Annotated in this window: 15 protein-coding genes; 6 read left to right on the top strand and 9 right to left on the bottom strand. The window is 38.1% G+C overall.

What is annotated here, in order from left to right:
• Positions 1-431 precede the first annotated feature (431 nt).
• From DLJ74_RS11585 to deoC, 6 genes are all read left to right on the top strand, one after another.
• On the top strand, positions 432-1,628 hold the full coding sequence (locus DLJ74_RS11585; protein WP_109984550.1) for a NupC/NupG family nucleoside CNT transporter: 1,197 nt from the start codon (positions 432-434) through the stop codon (positions 1,626-1,628).
• Between the two features lie 56 nt (positions 1,629-1,684).
• Positions 1,685-2,986, top strand: coding sequence for a pyrimidine-nucleoside phosphorylase (locus DLJ74_RS11580; RefSeq protein ID WP_109984549.1), 1,302 nt, complete (start codon positions 1,685-1,687; stop codon positions 2,984-2,986).
• A 105-nt stretch (positions 2,987-3,091) separates the two neighbouring features.
• Entirely contained in the window at positions 3,092-4,270 is a 1,179-nt protein-coding gene (gene deoB, locus DLJ74_RS11575; RefSeq protein WP_109984548.1) for a phosphopentomutase, read from the top strand.
• Between the two features lie 14 nt (positions 4,271-4,284).
• Positions 4,285-5,097: a purine-nucleoside phosphorylase gene (locus DLJ74_RS11570; RefSeq protein ID WP_109984547.1), complete on the top strand. Its 813-nt coding sequence runs from the start codon at positions 4,285-4,287 to the stop codon at positions 5,095-5,097.
• A 19-nt stretch (positions 5,098-5,116) separates the two neighbouring features.
• Positions 5,117-5,518 carry a cytidine deaminase gene (locus tag DLJ74_RS11565; RefSeq protein ID WP_109984546.1) on the top strand — a complete coding sequence of 134 codons (402 nt, stop codon included), beginning with the start codon at positions 5,117-5,119 and terminating at the stop codon, positions 5,516-5,518.
• 20 nt (positions 5,519-5,538) lie between these two features.
• Positions 5,539-6,201 carry a deoxyribose-phosphate aldolase gene (deoC, locus tag DLJ74_RS11560; RefSeq protein WP_109984545.1) on the top strand — a complete coding sequence of 221 codons (663 nt, stop codon included), beginning with the start codon at positions 5,539-5,541 and terminating at the stop codon, positions 6,199-6,201.
• A gap of 31 nt (positions 6,202-6,232) precedes the next feature.
• On the opposite strand, the gene DLJ74_RS11555 is transcribed toward deoC, so the two are convergent.
• From DLJ74_RS11555 to ilvB, 9 genes are all read right to left on the bottom strand, one after another.
• On the bottom strand, positions 6,233-7,006 hold the full coding sequence (locus DLJ74_RS11555; protein ID WP_109984544.1) for an alpha/beta fold hydrolase: 774 nt from the start codon (positions 7,004-7,006) through the stop codon (positions 6,233-6,235).
• A gap of 141 nt (positions 7,007-7,147) precedes the next feature.
• The gene (locus tag DLJ74_RS11550; RefSeq protein WP_109984543.1) at positions 7,148-7,858 is read right to left on the bottom strand and encodes a TraR/DksA C4-type zinc finger protein; all 711 of its coding nucleotides are present in this window, start codon (positions 7,856-7,858) and stop codon (positions 7,148-7,150) included.
• Between the two features lie 190 nt (positions 7,859-8,048).
• Positions 8,049-8,633 (bottom strand): 3-isopropylmalate dehydratase small subunit, encoded by a 585-nt coding sequence (leuD, locus tag DLJ74_RS11545; RefSeq protein WP_054859598.1) that lies wholly within the window; start codon positions 8,631-8,633, stop codon positions 8,049-8,051.
• Positions 8,634-8,657: 24 nt separating this feature from the next.
• Positions 8,658-10,076 (bottom strand): 3-isopropylmalate dehydratase large subunit, encoded by a 1,419-nt coding sequence (leuC, locus tag DLJ74_RS11540; RefSeq protein WP_054788618.1) that lies wholly within the window; start codon positions 10,074-10,076, stop codon positions 8,658-8,660.
• A gap of 92 nt (positions 10,077-10,168) precedes the next feature.
• Complete coding sequence (gene leuB, locus DLJ74_RS11535) at positions 10,169-11,236, bottom strand: 3-isopropylmalate dehydrogenase (RefSeq protein WP_109984542.1); 1,068 nt, start codon at positions 11,234-11,236, stop codon at positions 10,169-10,171.
• 24 nt (positions 11,237-11,260) lie between these two features.
• A complete protein-coding gene (locus tag DLJ74_RS11530) occupies positions 11,261-12,787 on the bottom strand; it encodes a 2-isopropylmalate synthase (RefSeq protein ID WP_109984541.1) in 1,527 nt (508 codons plus the stop codon).
• A complete protein-coding gene (ilvC, locus tag DLJ74_RS11525; RefSeq protein WP_109984540.1) occupies positions 12,774-13,805 on the bottom strand; it encodes a ketol-acid reductoisomerase in 1,032 nt (343 codons plus the stop codon). Before ilvC ends, DLJ74_RS11530 begins: the two co-directional genes overlap by 14 nt.
• A 58-nt stretch (positions 13,806-13,863) precedes the next feature.
• Positions 13,864-14,385 (bottom strand): acetolactate synthase small subunit, encoded by a 522-nt coding sequence (gene ilvN, locus DLJ74_RS11520; protein WP_054788619.1) that lies wholly within the window; start codon positions 14,383-14,385, stop codon positions 13,864-13,866.
• Entirely contained in the window at positions 14,382-16,115 is a 1,734-nt protein-coding gene (ilvB, locus tag DLJ74_RS11515) for a biosynthetic-type acetolactate synthase large subunit (protein WP_109984539.1), read from the bottom strand. The genes ilvN and ilvB overlap by 4 nt, the downstream gene beginning before the upstream one ends.
• Positions 16,116-16,607: the final 492 nt, after the last annotated feature.

Below are 16,607 nucleotides of genomic sequence, written 5' to 3'. Positions count from 1 at the left end.
ATACATTAGGAAAGCATAAAAATTTTGAAGTTCAATCAAAGTACAAGAAAAGCTAACTCATCCTCTAAAGGACGAGCGAAGTACGAAGTTTTTCTATTGTAAAGAAAACTGGAAAACTTGTCCAAAGATAGAGGGATAGGGAACACGCTCCTTATTACTATTGCTAATGTCCCATTCGGAACATTATCTAAAAATAGTTGTTGACTTGTAGGACGTCTAACCTTTATAATGATTTCGTACCCATAGAAAGGGGTTTCATTTATACAATAGAGACTATTCATATTCTACAGAGGTGAATTGACGATGTGGAATTACATCTCTTAGTATAAAAGTATGGAAGTGCATTCGCTAACGGACGTGTGAGTAGAAGTATTTTAGCGTAGAAAGTGGTAGGACGTCCAATCAATAAATAAACGAAAGGGGATAGCCACATGAACTTATTGTGGGGAATATTAGGTATAGTCGTTATATTAGGACTTGCCTTACTACTATCATCAAAAAAGAAAGCGATTAACATTCGGACAATATGCGGTGGATTAGCCATACAAATTCTATTCGCATTTATTGTATTAAAGTGGGAGGCAGGTCAATCAGCATTACAATGGTTTACTTTACGTGTACAGGATATTATTAACTATGCTAATGAGGGAATCAGTTTTCTATTTGGTTCGTTAGCAAATAGTGAAGAATTTGGTTCGATTTTTGCGTTTCATGTGCTACCAATTATTATTTTCTTTTCATCGTTAATATCTGTTCTTTATTATTTAGGTATAATGCAGTGGATCATCAAAATACTCGGTGGAGGTTTATCTAAATTATTAGGGACAAGTAAGTCTGAGTCCATGTCTGCTGCGGCTAATATTTTTGTTGGTCAAACAGAAGCACCGCTTGTTGTACGACCATTTCTAAATAAGATGACACAATCCGAATTATTTGCTGTCATGACCGGTGGATTGGCGTCGGTGGCAGGATCAGTACTTGTTGGTTATTCGCTTCTAGGAGTCCCATTAGAATATTTACTAGCAGCGAGTTTTATGGCAGCACCAGCAGGTCTTATTATGGCAAAAATAATGGTACCGGAAACAGATAAATCTGTCACAACAGACCATATAGAAATTGAAAAAGATCAAGAGTCTGTTAACGTGATTGATGCGGCGGCAAAAGGAGCATCAGACGGACTGAAATTGGCACTGAACGTTGGTGCGATGTTACTAGCCTTTATTGCACTGATCGCATTAATTAATGGTATTCTCGGTATTTTTGGTGATATTACCTTAGAAACGATTTTGGGATATGTATTTGCCCCAATCGCATTTGCAGTAGGAGTACCTTGGAGTGAAGCAGTTATCGCTGGTGGATTTATTGGACAAAAGCTTGTATTAAACGAATTTGTTGCCTATGCATCCTTTGCACCTGAAATGGTGAATCTATCTGATAAGACAAATTTAATTGTAAGTTTTGCTTTATGTGGGTTTGCAAACCTGAGCTCCATGGCTATTCTACTCGGTGGTTTAGGAGGATTAGCGCCAAATAGACGTAAAGACATTGCGAAACTCGGTATAAAAGCAGTAGCAGCTGGTATGCTAGCATCATTATTAAGTGCTGCGGTAGCAGGTATGTTTTTCTAAATGAACATTGAAAGCATTCGTATCTAGATATTTTATATTTGAAGGGAAGAAGAAATATGAGAATGGTAGACTTAATTGTGAAAAAAAGAGACGGTAAGGAATTAACTAAAGATGAAATTGATTTTATGATCAAAGGATATACAAAGGAAGAAATACCTGATTACCAAATGTCGGCAATGGCCATGGCATTATATTTTCAAGGAATGACAACAGAAGAGAGAGTTCACTTAACTATGGCAATGGTACAATCTGGAGATCAAGTCGATTTATCAGATATTCAAGGTATTAAGGTGGATAAGCATTCTACAGGTGGAGTTGGAGATACAACCACTTTAATTTTGGCACCCTTAGTAGCTTCTGTAGGTGTCCCAGTTGCAAAAATGTCTGGTAGAGGGCTTGGACATACAGGTGGAACACTTGACAAGTTAGAATCCATTGATGGTTTTCAAGTAGAATTAACTGCAGAAAGGTTCAATCAACTGGTAAATGAGCATAATATAGCTGTAGTTGGACAAAGCGGAAACCTCACTCCTGCTGATAAAAAGCTATATGGTTTACGTGATGTAACAGCAACAGTCAATTCTATTCCATTGATTGCTAGCTCGATTATGAGTAAAAAAATTGCAGCAGGAGCAGATGCTATTGTATTAGATGTAAAAACAGGGTCAGGGGCATTTATGACTGATTTAGAAGATGCTAAAGCTTTAGCTAGGGCAATGGTTGACATTGGTAATGGAGCGGGACGAGAGACGGTTGCCGTAATTTCAGATATGAATCAGCCGCTTGGATTTGCAGTAGGTAATGCATTAGAAGTAAAAGAAGCCATCGATACCTTGCAAGGTAAAGGTCCAAAGGATTTAGAAGAATTATGCCTTACCTTAGGTAGTCAAATGGTCTATTTAGCCAAAAAGGCAAAATCCATTGAAGAAGCAAGAGAAATGTTAAAAGATGCAATTCATTCAGGTAAAGCTATTGATAAGTTGAAAACCTTTGTGAGCTCTCAGGGAGGTAATCCTTCTGTAATTGATCATCCGGAGAAACTACCTAAGGCAGAATACACGATAGAAGTGAAGGCAAAAGCTTCAGGCACGATTAATCGCATTTCTGCCGATGAAATAGGCACAGCAGCAAGTCTTCTTGGAGCTGGTCGTTTAACAAAGGATTCTCAAATTGATCTGGCTGTAGGTGTCGAGTTGCAGAAAAAATTAGGTGACAAAGTAAAAACTGGTGATACTATAGTCACCATTCATAGTAATACCCCTAATATAAATGATGTGGAAGAAAAGATTCAACAAGCCTATACAATCTCTGATAAAGCGCATTATGCTATACCATTGATATATGATATTATTCATTAATTTTTTAAGAGGTTGGACATCCTACTTCAGAAAAAGTACAATAAGAGTTGATTTGTTGATAGAATAATTTTTGCGCTATATTACTTCGAGAAAAGGAGAATACTATTGGAATCTTTTAAAAGGATATTTTTAATTGTATTAGATTCGGTTGGGATAGGTGAAGCACCAGATGCTGCCGATTTCAATGATACGGGAGCAGATACATTAGGACATATTGCGGAGCATATGGATGGATTAACTATGCCGGAAATTGGAAAACTTGGATTAAGCAATATTCGGGAAATTAAAGGTATTAGGAAGGCGTTAAAGCCTAAGGCCTACTATACCAAAATGCAAGAGGCTTCTAATGGAAAGGATACAATGACTGGTCATTGGGAAATAATGGGGTTAAAGATCGAGCAACCTTTTCAAACATTCCCGGATGGTTTTCCAGATGACTTAATAAAACAGTTAGAAAAGGAAACAGGAAGGAAAATTATAGGAAATAAACCGGCGTCTGGTACTGCTATTATTGAAGAACTAGGCGAGCATCATATGGAAACAGGAGATCTCATTGTGTATACATCTGCAGATTCTGTGCTGCAAATCTGTGCCCATGAAGACATCATTCCAATAGATGAACTATATGACATTTGTGAAAAAGCTCGAGCTTTAACCATGAACGATAAGTACATGATTGGCAGGGTAATTGCACGACCATTTGTAGGTAGACCTGGTAATTTTGAACGAACTTCTAATCGTCATGATTATGCCCTAAAACCGTTTGGTAGGACAGTGATGAATGAGCTAGCTGACGGTGGTTTCGATGTTATTGCCCTCGGAAAAATCTCTGATATTTATGACGGCGAGGGTGTAACGGAATCGATTCGAACAAAAAATAATGAGGATGGAATGGAAAAATTTATTCAGTCAATGGATATGGAATTTCATGGCCTGAATTTTCTCAATCTCGTCGATTTTGATGCGAAATATGGTCATCGTCGAGATCCAAAAGGGTATGGAGAAGCTCTGGAAGCATTTGATCAGCGATTACCGGACATCATTAATAAATTGAAAGAAGATGATTTATTAATGATTACAGCTGATCATGGAAACGATCCAGTACATCATGGTACAGATCATACGAGAGAATATGTCCCACTATTAGTTTTTCACCATCAAATCACAGAAGGAAAACAATTACCATTGAGAGAGACGTTTGCTGATATTGGCGCTACCATTGCAGACAATTTTGGTGTAACATTACCTTTAAACGGGAAAAGTTTCCTACACGATATTAAATAAAGGAGGATTATTCAATGCATAAGCTTCAGGAAGCAACCAAGTATTTACAGCAACAATTAGATAAGAAACCTCAAATTGGCCTTATATTGGGCTCAGGTCTAGGAATGCTAGCAGATGAAATTAAAAATCCTACAAAAATTATCTATCAAGATATTCCTGGTTTTCCCTTATCGACAGTGGAAGGTCATGCAGGACAACTAGTAATAGGTGAATTAGAAGGGGTCCAGGTCATTGCAATGCAGGGACGTTTTCACTATTATGAAGGATATGGCTTAGATGCGGTTACTTTCCCGGTTCGGGTGATGAAAGAAATTGGTATTGAAAAATTACTAGTAACTAATGCTGCTGGTGGTGTTAATCAAAATCTTGAACCAGGGGATTTAATGTTAATTACAGATCATATAAACAATACTGGTCAAAATCCTTTAATAGGCGAGAATGTGAAGGAACATGGTGTACGCTTCCCGGATATGTCGAGTGCTTATGATAAGAAATTGCAAACTACGGCAAGACAAGTTGCTAAACAGTTAAATTTGAATCTAAAAGAGGGTGTCTATGTTTGGAATACAGGACCAAGTTATGAAACACCAGCTGAAATAAAGATGCTTGCAACGATAGGTGGAGATGCTGTTGGTATGTCTACAGTGCCTGAGGTAACAGTAGCAAGACATGCTGGCATTCGCTGTTTAGGTATTTCCTGTATATCTAACATGGCAGCAGGGATTCTCGATCAACCGTTAACACATGAGGAAGTAATGGAGACAACTGAGAAAGTACGTGATTCCTTTTTACAATTTGTGAAACAATTAGTTCAAGAGATTGGATAACGAATAGGGGGGAACGTTTGTGGAAGAAAAATTGATAGAAGAAGCAAAAAAAGCAAGGGAAAAAGCTTATGTGCCTTATTCTAAGTTTAGCGTTGGAGCAGCATTACTTGATGCTCAAGGAAATATTTATCATGGATGTAATATTGAAAATGCAGCCTATTCCATGTGTAATTGTGGGGAGAGGACAGCATTATTTCATGCATATGCAACGGGCTCCACTGAATATAAAATGATGGCAGTTGTAGCAGATACCGATCGACCGGTTTCTCCATGTGGTGCTTGTCGCCAAGTAATGGCAGAGCTTTGTCATCCAGAAATGAAAGTGATATTAACAAACTTAGATGGAGACATATTAGAGACTACGGTACGTGACTTGCTTCCGGGTGCTTTTATAGCGGATGACATGTCCAACGTGAAATGACAAGGGAGGAATGGATCAAAATGATAGCGAATATGATTGACCATACTGCATTAAAACCAGATACACCAAAAAAAGCAATTGAAACATTATGTGAAGAAGCAAAGGCTAACGGATTTTATTCTGTTTGTGTTAATCCAACATGGGTAGCTTATGCTGCGGAATTACTCAAAGGTACTGATGTAGACGTATGTACAGTAATAGGCTTTCCTTTAGGAGCTTCTACTTCCGAGGTCAAGGCGTTTGAAACAGAAGATGCCATCAATAATGGTGCCACAGAAATAGATATGGTGCTGAACGTTGGTAAACTAAAATCAGGAGAGATTGAGGCTGTTAAAGATGATATTCAAGCAGTAGTGGATGCAACGAAAGGGCAAGCATTAGTGAAAGTGATTATTGAGACGTGTCTTTTATCTGATGAAGAAAAAGTAACAGCATGCGAACTAGCAGTTGCAGCAGGGGCTAACTATGTCAAAACATCTACTGGATTTTCGACTGGTGGTGCAACAATAGAAGATATTGCTTTAATGCGTAAAACCGTTGGTCCTAATATTGGAGTAAAAGCCTCTGGCGGTGTGCGTGATGCTAAAACTGCTCAAGCAATGGTGAAGGCTGGTGCTTCTAGAATAGGGGCAAGTGCCAGTGTTGCCATTGTAAATGGGGAAGAGTCTCAAAGTGATTACTAAATTGGAGGAAAAGGGGAGAAAGCCTTCTCCTCTATTCCTTTGCTAAATCTTTGCTCCTAATCCATTGCTTGATAATCGCATTACATTCATGATCATGCTTTGTAGGAACTTGATGTTTGGATTTATCGATATAGGCGATTTCCACATCCTTTATCACCTCTTGATACAAATGCTGATAGTGATGAATGTAAATATCCCTTGCACCATATATAAGTAATAGGGGGACATCTAATTTAGTAAGACTGTGTTTATTGCTGTAGTTCATACCAATAGCATATTGCTGTTCTAACATATCGGGATCTGTTTGCTTCATCTCTATAGCCATTTCGTTTGCAGCTTTTTTACTCGAAAAATGATTAAAAGATAATGCGCTTGCCAATAAAGACATCCATTTTTGCTTGGCAATCCATATTCCTAATTGATATTCCTTCTTTAGCCAAAAACTAGCTACTTCATAATAACCACCTATCAAAATGAGTCCTATAATTCGATTAGGATGGCTCGCTGCAAATGCTTGAGCAATAACTCCTCCATTAGAATATCCGCAAATAATGGCTTTCTCTACTTGAAGTTCGTCCAAAACTCTCTTTATGTCACTAACGAATAGTTCCATCGTTACAGGTAGAGCTTTCTCACTTTTACAATCCCCTCTAATATCTAATGTGATAATTTGATAATGATCACTCAACTTATATTGATAACGAAAGGTAAGATGTCCCATGGCAGGGGGTGGAATAAATAGAATCGTTGGACCGTTTCCTTTTACTTCATAATAAATATGTGGTTTTTCCTTAGTAAAGGGCATAATTTTTCACGTCCTATATTGCAATTTTTAATACTGATTTTTTTAGTATGGCTACTAGAAGTATCAATATACAAAGCCGATGTAAGCGGAGATTCTCAATAAAAAAAGGGACGCTCCCAATTATTTGGGAGGCCCAGCATATTATTTTTCTGTAGATAAAATCGATTCAATATCCTGTTCATCTAAATAATCTTCGTATTTTTCATGCTTTTCATTTACCCCTATATATTTCCCTTCCATATCTGCGAGTAAAAATCCTTCTAACTCCTCAACGCTACCCACCAATTCATCTGAATGGAAGAACATATCGTCATATGTTTTAGCCTCCATGCCATAAAAGTCAGACGGGCCATCAGAGGAACCATATTGCTCTACGCGCTGCCAGGAATCTTCTGCGTCGAAAAACGTAGTGTCTTCGTTGGCTATTTCATTATTAAAGTTTTGAAAATTTGGCTGTAATACCTCTTCCTCAATTGGACGATTTTTATCGATATATTTTTCTGCATGTTTGGAGCACTTCTGAGTGGTAGGCATTGCTAACAGTCTGTCTGCTGCTATTTCTTCACCACATTCGATACAAATACCATAAGTTCCTGCATCTATCGAATCAAGGGCATCTTTAATATCCTTGTATTCCTTTTCTAAATGATCATTCAAGGCAATGTCTTTTTCTCTTTCAAAAAGCTCTGTACCATGATCTCCTGGATGATTATCGTAATTAGAGAGCTCGGATACAGATTCTTTCAACAATTCTTGGTCTAAGCCAAAGTGATCCTGCAGATGATTTTCTAGCTCCTTTTTTCGATTGACCAATTCGCGTTGACAAGCATTTAATTGCGCTCGGTTTAACATCAGTTCACCTCCTGATCCTTTTTAGTATAACCGTTGCGTTTAACTCCATTAAATCAGTTATTGGCAAAGCTGTTTATACATAAAAAAATAAAAATGACAAAAAATAAAGCTGATCTTCTGTTTAACAGAAAAATCAGCTAAATCACATCAAAAGGGAAAATTCTCCAATGATAAAAATTTCACATTCTTATTATGCTCTAGTTGCTTCAAATTGGTCAATCTTATCGGCATGGCTGAGTGTAACAGCAATATCATCCCAGCCATTTAGTAACATTTCACGTTTATAATCGTCTAGGTCAAATACTGCTTCAAATCCTTGATTATCATATACTTTTTTTGCTTCTAGGTTCACGGTTAAATAATATTTGTCACTCTCAGCATTTTTAATTATTGTTTGGACTTCTTCATCTGCCAATTTAACTGGTAAGATACCATTTTTTGTGCAATTATTATAAAAAATATCTGCATAGCTTGGTGCAATAATGACACGGAATCCATAATCTTGTAGAGCCCATGGTGCATGCTCACGAGATGAGCCGCAGCCAAAGTTTTCACCAGCAACAAGGATTGAAGTGTCTTCATATTTAGGCTGATTTAAGGAGAAATCATTTCGCAACTCTCCTTTAGAGTCAAATCGCCAATTATAAAATACAAATTGGCCAAATCCTTGTCGTGAAATCCGTTTTAAAAATTGCTTAGGAATAATTTGGTCTGTATCAATATTAGCACGGTTTAATGGATAGACAAGCCCTTCATGTTTTCTAATTGGTTCCATTTTGTTACCCCCTATAAAACGAATTTAGCTTGGTGTAGCTACACTCAAGTGACGTACATCTACGAAATGACCTTTAATAGCTGCTGCTGCCGCCATTTCAGGACTAACTAAGTGGGTACGTGCACCTGTTCCTTGTCGACCTTCAAAGTTACGATTAGAAGTGGAAGCACAACGTTCACCCTCTGGTACGACATCATCGTTCATTGCTAGACACATACTACAGCCTGCGTCTCGCCATTCAAATCCAGCTTCCTTAAAGATTTGATCAATTCCTTCTGTTTCTGCTTGTGCTTTCACACTATGAGAACCAGGGACTACGATTGCTCGAACACCTGGATTTACCTTTTGTCCTTTTACAATTTCTGAAGCTTTTCTTAAATCAGCTAATCTGGAATTAGTACAGGAACCGATAAACACATGCTCAATGCTTACAGAAGAAATTGGTTCGCCTCCTTGGAGTCCCATGTATTCTAATGCACGTTTAATTTCATCTGTTTCAATAGCATTTTTTCCATCCTCTGGAGTAGGGACGGTTGCACTAACCGGAATACACATCCCAGGGTTTGTTCCCCAAGTTACTTGTGGCTCAATTTCTTCTGCATTGATTTCCACTACTTCATCATATATCGCCCCTTCGTCTGTAGCAAGAGCCTTCCATTCCTCCGCTAATTGCTCAAAGGCTTCACCGTCTGGAACATGGCGTCTCCCTCGTAAAAATTCAACTGTCGTATCATCAGGACTGATTAATCCAGCACGAGCACCGGCTTCTATAGACATGTTACATACCGTCATTCGGCCTTCCATGGACAAGTTACGCACTGCCTCGCCTGTATACTCAATAACATAGCCAGTTCCGAATTTTACACCGAATTTTCCGATAATTGCTAGGATTAAATCCTTTGCCGTAACACCTGTCCCTAATTTTCCATTCACTTTAACATTTAGTGTTTTCGGTTTTGCTTGCCAAATGGTTTGTGTGGCTAGGACATGCTCGACCTCACTAGTACCAATACCAAAAGCCAAAGCACCAAATGCACCATGTGTAGAAGTATGGCTATCTCCACATACGATCGTTTTACCTGGTTGGGTTAAACCCAATTCAGGACCAATAACATGGACGATCCCTTGATCAGGATGATGAATATCCGCTAAAGGTACGCCAAATTCGTCACAGTTTGTTTTAAGTGTTTCCATTTGTGTCTTGGAAACTTCGTCTTTTATCACATTGCGATGAATGGTCGGTACATTATGGTCCATTGTCGCAAATGTTAAATCTGGACGGCGAACTTTTCGATTATTAATACGAAGACCCTCAAATGCCTGTGGAGAGGTTACCTCGTGGACTAGATGTAAATCGATATATAATAGATCCGGTTTACCTTCTTCGTGATGTACGACATGTTTCTCCCAAATCTTTTCAATAATCGTCTTTGGATTCCTCATCAATTTCACTCCTTTTTATATTTTTGTTTTCCTTTTTGTAGAAAAATATCGGCGCATGCTATGGATAAATAGTCGACGCCGAAAAATTTTCCTTATTCAATGGTTTCAACAATTAATTGAGTCATTTCATTTGTATTTACAAGCTCTCCATTTTTATTATATAGGTCTGCTGTATGATAATTTTGGTTTAACACTTGTTCAACTGCGTCTTCAATGGTTTGTGCTTCTTCATTCATTTGAAAGGAATATCGAAGCATCATCGCTGCTGATAGGATCATGGCAATAGGGTTAGCAATCCCTTTGCCTGCAATATCAGGAGCAGATCCATGTGCTGGTTCATATAGTCCAACCCCGTCTTCAGCCAAACTAGCAGAAGGGAGCATACCGAGAGAGCCTGTTAGGACAGAAGCCTCATCACTTAATATATCACCAAACATATTCTCTGTAACAATGACATCAAATTGTGTTGGATTGGTGATTAGCTTCATTGCTGCTGCATCCACTAAAACATGCTCAACTGTGACATCAGGATATTGTGCTTTCTTTTCTTCCACAATTTCTCTCCATAGTTTACTAGATTCCAGCACATTTGCTTTATCTACAGATGTAAGATGTTTCTTTCTTAATTGAGCACTTTGAAAGGCTTTATCTACAATTCTTTCGATTTCTTTACGTGTATATGTTAAGGTGTCTACTACAGCGTTACCGTTATCTTGCCTTTCACTTGGTCTCCCAAAATATAATCCACCAGTAAGCTCCCGAACAATTAATAGGTCACTACCATTTATAATATCAGGACGAAGGGGAGAGGCGTGTAATAATTTATCAAATCCCTTCACTGGTCTAAGATTGGCATATAAATCAAGTGCCTTTCTAATCCCAAGCAACCCGCGTTCTGGTCTTAGATCAGAGGGATTATTATCCCATTTTGGTCCACCAACTGCCCCAAGCAAAACTGCATCTGCCTTTTTACAAGCTTCAACTGTTTCATCAGGTAGGGGAGTGCCATGATTATCGATAGCAATACCACCGATATCATGAGAAGAAAATTCAAATTCTTTTCCAAATTTTTTGCTAATTGCTTCTAATACGTCCTTTGCAGCATAGATTACCTCTGCTCCAATTCCATCACCAGGAAGCAATACAATTTTATTAGCCACTTGTTCTACCCCCTATGAACTATCCTAGATTGCTTTTACTTGATAGATTGCTCTATTGACACCATTCAAATATGCTTGAACAGCTGCTTCTAATACATCTTGTGCAGAACCACGTCCACTTACTGCTATACCATCTACGGTTAGGCTAACGTGGACTTCTGCCAAGGCATCTCTTCCTTTACCAATTGAGTTCAATTGAAAATCGGTTAGTTGAGTATCCTCATAAATGATTTTGTCTAATGTGTTATAAAGCGCTTCGACGCTACCTTGCCCGGTATCTGAATCCGTTAGTTGTTGATCATTTTTAGGTGTATTTAATGTTACAGTAGCATTTGGCTTATCAGAAGAACCATATTGTACCTTAAAATCTACTAATGTATATCTTTTAACATTAGATGTATCTGTTTGAATATCTGTTAGGATGGCAAATAGGTCATCATCTGTTACTTCCTTTTTTCGGTCTGTTAATGATTTAAAGGCAACAAATGCTTCTTTCAGCTTATCATCGGATAGAGTGAAGCCAAGCTGCTTAATTTTATCTGTAAAGGCATGTCGCCCAGAGTGTTTCCCTAACACAAGGTTGTTGGATTGGACACCAACTAATTCTGGTGTGATAATTTCATATGTTTGCGCATTTTTCAAGACACCATCTTGATGAATACCTGATTCATGAGCAAAAGCATTACGTCCAACAATCGCTTTATTACCTGGCACTGTCATACCTGTAAATTTGCTTACCATGTCGCTTGTACGTTTAATTTCTTTTAACACTAAATTAGTATGATAAGGATAATAATCATTTCGAATATTTAATGCAACACCAAATTCTTCTAAAGAAGCATTCCCAGCACGTTCCCCGATTCCATTAATCGTTCCTTCTACCTGTGTTGCACCATTTTCTACTGCAGCAAAGGAATTTGCAAGTGCCATTCCAAGGTCATCATGACAGTGGCAGGATAGATCTGCTTTGTCGATATTTGGGACATTTTCTTTCATGTAACGAAACATCGCCCCATATTCACGAGGCATTGTATAGCCAACCGTGTCTGGTAAATTAATGACTGTAGCACCAGCATCAATAACTTTTTCAATAATTTTTGCTAAAAAATCTAGGTCTGAACGTGAAGCATCCTCAGCCGACCATTCAACATGATCGAAGAATTGTTTTCCGTATTTCACCATTTCGACAGCGGTATCGATTACTTCATCAGGAGTCTTTTTTAATTTATATTCCATATGAATAGGGGAGGTGGCAATAAAAACGTGAAGTCTAGGATTGGCAGCATTTTTCAATGCTTCTCTACATGCGTCAATATCTGACTTAACAGCACGAGCTAATCCTGCTACAGATACGTTTTTAACAGATTCGGCAATCTGTTTGACTGAGTCAAAATCACCTTGGGAGGAAGCAGGAAATCCTGCTTCCATCACATCTACTCCAAGGCGTTCTAATTGCTTGGCAAGCTCTAGTTTCTCTAGCTGATTAAGATTGACACCAGGCGATTGTTCACCATCGCGAAGTGTTGTATCAAAAATCTTAATTTGCGTCATTAGAGACCACTTCCTTTTTATTAATCGCCTTTTGCTTTACAAATGGCATTAATTCACGTAGCTCTCTACCTACTTTCTCAATTGTATGTTCACTTTCCGCTCGCTTAATTGCTGTATAACGAGGGCGGTTTGCTTGGTTTTCTAAAATCCAGCCTTGAGCAAATTTACCTGTTTGAATATCTGATAATACTTCTTTCATACGTGCTTTCGTACCTTCATCTACAACACGTGGACCTGACATGAAATCTCCCCATTCAGCAGTGTCAGAAATAGAGTGACGCATGTTTTCTAATCCACCTTCATACATAAGGTCAACGATTAATTTTAACTCATGTAAACATTCAAAATAAGCGACTTCTGGTTGGTATCCAGCTTCTACTAATGTTTCGAAACCTGCTTTAACCAATGCGGAAGTTCCGCCACAAAGTACCGCTTGCTCACCAAATAGATCTGTTTCTGTTTCTTCCTGGAATGAAGTTTCTAGAATACCAGCGCGACCAGCACCAATGCCTTTAGCATATGCTAACGCAACGTTTTTAGCTTGACCAGTAGCATCCTGGAAAATTCCATAAAGTGCAGGAACACCAGCACCTTCTTCGTAAGTTCTACGTACTAAATGACCAGGTCCTTTAGGTGCTACTAAGAATACATCCACATCACTCGGTGGAACGATTTGATTAAAGTGAATATTAAATCCATGGGCAAATACTAGTGCATTACCAGCTTCTAAGTTTGGTTCAATACTTTCTTTATAAATAGAAGGTTGGTTTTCATCAGGAAGTAGAATCATAATCACATCTGCCTCTTTTGAAGCTTCTGCTACTGTTTTAACTTCTACACCATCTTCCACTGCTTTATCCCAAGACTTACCTTTTCTAAGTCCTACTACTACATTAAATCCACTTTCTTTTAGGTTCAAAGCATGGGCATGACCTTGAGAACCATAGCCAATGATCGCGATTTTTTTAGATTGTAATACCTCTTCGTTAATATTGTTGTTATAAAGTACTTTTGTCATGAAAATTACATCCTCTCAATTTGATTTATTTTTTTATATAATAATTTTTATATTATTACTATCCTAATAGGGATTGCACAGTACCATCCTGTATGTTTGGTTGTTGACCACGAACAAAAGCGGTTAAGCCTGTTCTGGCTAGTTCTTTGATTCCATATGGACGTAGGAGCTCAATTAAAGCTTCTACCTTATCCGGTTTCCCTGTTACTTGGATCGATAGACTGTCTTTACTTACATCAATTATGGATGCGCGGAATGGTTCAATAATACCTTGAATTTCCGCACGCAACTGGCTGTTACTAACGATTTTAATGAGGGCAAGCTCGCGAGCAACAATGGCCTTATCGGTAATATCAGACACTTTAATGACATCAATTTGCTTATTTAATTGTTTCGTCACCTGCTCTAGCTTTTGAAAATCCTCTACATCTACAACAAATGTCATTTTGGACATTCCTTCTGTTTCCGTTCTTCCAACAGATATGCTTTCAATATTAAATTGACGTCGTTGTAGAAGACTTGTTACACGATTTAATACACCACTGCGATTTCTGACGGTTGCTGTTATGATTCGTTTCATGGTTTCACCCCAATCATTTCGTTTAATCCTTTGCCTGTAGGAATCATAGGAAAAACATTTTCTTGCTGAATGACACGTGCATCCACTACTACAGGACCTTCATAATCGAATATTTCAGGCAATGCATTTAAAAATTCTTCTTGTGTTGTTAGTTTCATCCCTTTGATATTATAGGATTCTGCTAATTTAACAAAATCTGGTTGAATATTGAAGATGGACTCCGAATAACGTTCAGAGTAAAAAGCTTCCTGCCATTGTCTTACCATTCCTAATGCTTGATTATTTACAATGATTACTTTAACAGGTAAACCACGTTCCTGAAGGATAGAAAGCTCTTGCAAGGTCATTTGAAAACCACCATCACCTACAATGGCTACAACCGTATCATTCGGCTTGGCTAATTGAGCTCCAATTGCGGATGGAAAGCCAAAGCCCATTGTTCCAAGTCCACCAGATGATACCCAACGGTCAGGTGTATTGAATTTATAATATTGAGCAGTCCACATTTGATGTTGCCCAACATCAGTTGTAACGATGGCTTTTCCATCAGTTGCTTCATGGATTTTCTTAATGACCCATTGGCCATTCATTTCTGTTTCAAGGTTGTTGTACCATAATGGATAATTTTCCAAGTTTTCGTGAATTCTTACTAACCAATTCTCGTGCTCTGGTTTCTCGATGGCGTGCTCCAATAACTTTTTTAACGCTTCTTTTGCATCTCCAACGATAGGAATCTGTGTTGGTACATTCTTACCAATTTCAACAGGATCAATATCAATATGAGCAATTGTTGCATTTGGTGCAAAAGAGGCTAAATTTCCTGTTAGACGATCATCAAATCTTGCACCAATATTAATTAATAGATCACATTCATATAGAGCAGTATTTGCTGTGTATGTTCCATGCATTCCAGCCATCCCGATAAATAATGGGTGATCACCAGGGAAAGCTCCCAAACCCAATAGGGTAGAAGTAACTGGTAGGGAATAGCTTTCAGCAAATTCCTTTATTTCCCTAGATGCTTTGGCAAATAGTACTCCTGCTCCAGTTAAAATAATCGGTTTTTTTGCTTTTCCAATTGCTTCTGCTAATTTTTTGATTTGGAGTGGGTTCGGTTTGGTTGTTGGTTGATATCCAGGCAAATCTAATTCCACATCTAATGTAATATTATCCGAAATGACGTTAGCAGAAATGTCTTTTGGTATATCGATTAGAACAGGTCCTTGTCTACCAGTTGTCGCAATATGAAAAGCTTCTTTTACGATTCTAGGTAGATCAGCAATATCCCTTACCTGATAATTATGTTTCGTTATAGGAGTTGTAATGCCCATTACATCTGCCTCTTGAAAAGCATCCGTTCCGATAACTCCTTGAGCTACTTGCCCTGTAATTACAACAAGTGGGAGGGAGTCAATCATCGCATCCGCAATACCGGTGACTAGGTTAGTAGCCCCGGGTCCTGAAGTTGCAATGACAACTCCTGGTTTTCCGGAAACACGTGCATAACCTTCAGCAGCATGGATGGACCCTTGTTCATGTCTTGCTAAAATTTGATGAAAACTTCCCTTTGCTTTATATAGGGCATCAAAGATAGGTAAAACGGCACCTCCTGGATAACCGAATAAAGTATCTACACCCTCGTTAATTAATGATTCCACGAGTAGATCGGCACCTGTTTTTGGCTCATTAGTTATTTTTGCCTCTTCTGTATGGCTTTGTGTTCTTTCCATTTTAATCCCTCCTATAAATTACCTTGAATCGCATAATTCATCATCATAACATCAAACGAAAGTATATTAAAAAAAGGCCTATTTCTATCTTGTTCATTGCTAAAATTACTAACAAATAAACAAGGGAGAAAAGGCCTTCTTTTCACGGTACCACCCTGCTTCACAATATTCTTACAAATATTGCCTTATGAAGCTAAACAAATAGCTTCATTTTGGTAACAGGTGCGTTCACACCTGGCTAAACCTACTAAGCTCCATACTTTTCAGTTTAACACTCAGGGATGAGTAGTCAGTGTAGGGTGTATTACCAAGCTTCCAGCAACCTTGGCTCTCTAGAAATACAATTTCCTTCACTTTTATTCCCTTCATCGTTTTCTATATGATAATCATTATCTTCTATACTATACGAAACATACTATCCTGTCCATGGATTTTTGTATAAAAAGTACATTTGATAAATATCTGATTGACGACAATAATACAACCATTTGA

It is taken from the genome of Gracilibacillus dipsosauri, assembly GCF_003176895.1.
Lineage (GTDB): Bacteria > Bacillota > Bacilli > Bacillales > Amphibacillaceae > Gracilibacillus > Gracilibacillus dipsosauri.
This window is presented reverse-complemented; position numbering and strand designations above follow the sequence as displayed.